At 75.6% G+C, this 2,661-nt stretch carries 4 protein-coding genes; all 4 read right to left on the reverse strand.

The window, feature by feature from the left end; translation table 11 throughout:
• A partial coding sequence (locus F2B26_RS15610) for a heavy metal translocating P-type ATPase (protein WP_159810924.1) occupies window positions 1-1,642 on the reverse strand: 1,642 nt, incomplete at its 3' end.
• A gap of 41 nt (window positions 1,643-1,683) precedes the next feature.
• Window positions 1,684-1,917, reverse strand: a complete 234-nt coding sequence (locus tag F2B26_RS15615; protein ID WP_159810920.1) for a heavy-metal-associated domain-containing protein — start codon at window positions 1,915-1,917, stop codon at window positions 1,684-1,686.
• A 47-nt stretch (window positions 1,918-1,964) separates the two neighbouring features.
• A complete protein-coding gene (locus tag F2B26_RS15620) occupies window positions 1,965-2,246 on the reverse strand; it encodes a metal-sensitive transcriptional regulator (RefSeq protein ID WP_159810922.1) in 282 nt (93 codons plus the stop codon).
• Between the two features lie 48 nt (window positions 2,247-2,294).
• A partial coding sequence (locus F2B26_RS15625; RefSeq protein ID WP_201292784.1) for a helix-turn-helix transcriptional regulator occupies window positions 2,295-2,661 on the reverse strand: 367 nt, incomplete at its 5' end.

Genomic DNA, 2,661 nt, shown 5'->3' on the forward strand with positions numbered 1-2,661 from the left:
CTGCGGCGGCCAGCTCGCCGGCCGCTGCGGCGACGGCCTGGGCGACGGGGTGCTCGGCGAGCGCCTCGACGGCCCCGGCCAGGGCGAGCACCCGGTCCTCGTCCTCGCCGTCGGCGGGCACGACGTCGACCAGGGCCATCCGGCCGGCGGTCACGGTGCCGGTCTTGTCGAGCACGATCGTGTCGACGGCCCGGGTGCGTTCGAGCACCTGCGGGCCGCGCAGCAGGATGCCGAGCTGCGCACCGCGCCCGGTGCCGACCAGCAGTGCCGTCGGGGTGGCCAGGCCGAGCGCGCACGGGCAGGCGATGATGAGCACCGCGACCGCCGCGGTGAACGCCGCCTGCGGCCCGGCGCCGGCCACCAGCCAGGCCACGAGGGTGACCGCCGCGAGCGCGAGCACCACGGGCACGAACACCGCGGAGATCCGGTCGGCCAGCCGCTGCACGGGGGCCTTGCCCGTCTGCGCGCGGGCCACGAGGGCGCCGATCTGCGCGAGCTGGGTCGCCTCGCCGACGGCGCTCGCGCGCACCACGAGGTGCCCGGAGGTGTTGAGCGTGGCCCCGGTGACCGCATCGCCCGGACCGACCTCGACCGGCACCGGCTCACCGGTGAGCAGCGAGGCGTCCACAGCGGACGTGCCCTCGACGACCACGCCGTCGGTGGCCACCTTCTCGCCCGGGCGCACCGCGAACAGGTCGCCGACCGCGAGCTGCCCGATGGGCACCCGCTGCTCGGTGCGGCGCCCGTCCGGGCCGCTGACCAGGAGCGCGACGTCCTTGGCGCCCAGGTCGAGCAGGGCGCGCAGGGCGTCACCGGCCCGGCGCCGGGCGCGGTGCTCGGCGTACCGGCCGGTGAGCAGGAACGTGGTGACGACGGCCGCGACCTCGAAGTAGAGCTCGGGCATGCCGGTGTGACCGGCTCCGGCGCGCGGCCACAGCGTCGGGGTCATCGTCATGCCGAGCATCCCGGCGCCGCCGAGCAGGAGCGCCCACAGCGACCAGCCGGTGGCCGCGACGATGCCGATCGAGACGAGCGTGTCCATGGTCGACGAGCCGTGCCGGGCCGCGCGGGCGGCGGCGCGGTGGAACGGCCACGCGGACCAGGTGGCGACGGGCAGCGCGAGGACTGCGACGACCCACTGCCAGCCGCGGAACTGCAGCGCCGGCACCATGGACAGCGCCACCACGGGGACGGTGAGCACGACGGCGAGGCGCAGCCGGCGCAGCAGGTCGGCGCCGCGGTCGTGGGTCGGGGCCGACGTGTCGGCGGCCGGCTCCATCACCTCGCCCGGGGACATCGTGTGACCGGACAGGACGTGGTCGAGGTCGCCGTGGGTCGGGGTGGCCGGGTCGGCGGCGTCATGGGTCGAGCCGTCGTGCGCCGTGCCGAGGTGCCCGGCGTCAGCGGGCGTCTCGCTCTCGGTGCGGTCTGGCCCCGCCGGGACGGTGCGCAGCACGGTGGCGTCGTACCCGGCGGCGCGCACGGCGGCCACGAGGGCGTCGGGGTCGAGCGTGGCCGGCGCGTCGTCGTCGGCGACCAGGGTGACGTGCGCGGTCTCCAGGGCGAGGTTGACGCTCGCCTGGGCGCCGGGGACGCGGTCGAGCCGCTTCTCCACACGCGCCACGCAGGAGGCGCAGGTCATCCCCTCGATCGCGAGGTCGACCTCGAGCGCCGGCCGGGCGGTCACAGCAGCGAGCCCCGCGGGGTGAGCGCGTACCCGGCCTCGTCGATCGCGGCGGCGATGGCCTCGTCGGACAGCGGGCCGTCGGACGTGACGACGACGGGCGAGGACCCGCCGTTCACCAGCTCGACCTGGACGTCGGTGACGCCGTCGATCGCGGTCAGCTCGGTGGTGACGTGCTGCACGCAGTGGCCGCAGGTCATGCCGTCGACGGAGAAGCGGGTGGTCTGGCTCATGGGTGCTCCTGGGGGTGCGGGCCGCGCGGGCGCGGCAGGGGTGTGCGTCAGCTGCGCACCAGGCGGGCGATCGCCTGGGCGGCCTCCGTGACCTTGGCCTGGCCGGCCTCGGGTGACTGCCGCGCGGCGTCGACGACGCAGTGCGACAGGTGGTCCTCGACCAGGCCGATGCTCACCGCCTGCAACGCCTTGGTGACCGCGGCGATCTGGGTGAGCACGTCGATGCAGTAGACGTCCTGCTCGACCATGTTCTCGATCCCGCGCACCTGGCCCTCGATACGGCGCAGCCGCTTGAGGTAGGCGTCCTTGTCGCTCGTGTACCCGTGCATGGGACCTCCTTCGTGAGGCCCCACTATACCCCTAGGGGGTATCGGTGCTCAGCTGGCCGTGGCGAACCAGCGCAGCGCGGCTGCCACCCGGCGGTTGCGGGCCGGGTCGTCCCGCGGCAGGCCCAGCTTGGCGAACACCGCCGAGACGCAGCCCTCCACCGTCTTGGGCGAGAGCTGCAGCAGGTCGGCGATCCCGGCGTTGGAGTAGCCCTGGCCCAGCAGGGCGTGCACCGCGCGCTCGGTCGAGGTGAGCGGGGTCCGGCAGGCGGAGCGTCGCGAGGAGCCCTCGCACAGCTGCGCCAGGTGCTCCAGCAGGACGTCGACGTCGCTGAGGCCGGCCAGGTCGAGCACCACGAGACGCCCGCGGCGCGACAGGCGCCGGGGGGCGGGGTCGCCGCCGGCCGCTGGGGCGGGG

Source organism: Cellulomonas citrea (genome assembly GCF_009829685.1).
GTDB lineage: Bacteria > Actinomycetota > Actinomycetes > Actinomycetales > Cellulomonadaceae > Cellulomonas > Cellulomonas citrea.

What these genes read in the sequence shown, in the direction of transcription:
- F2B26_RS15615 (WP_159810920.1), bottom strand. Translation starts at nt 1,917, where the DNA reads ATGAGCCAGACCACCCGCTTCTCCGTCGACGGCATGACCTGCGGCCAC.
- F2B26_RS15620 (WP_159810922.1), bottom strand. Translation starts at nt 2,246, where the DNA reads ATGCACGGGTACACGAGCGACAAGGACGCCTACCTCAAGCGGCTGCGC.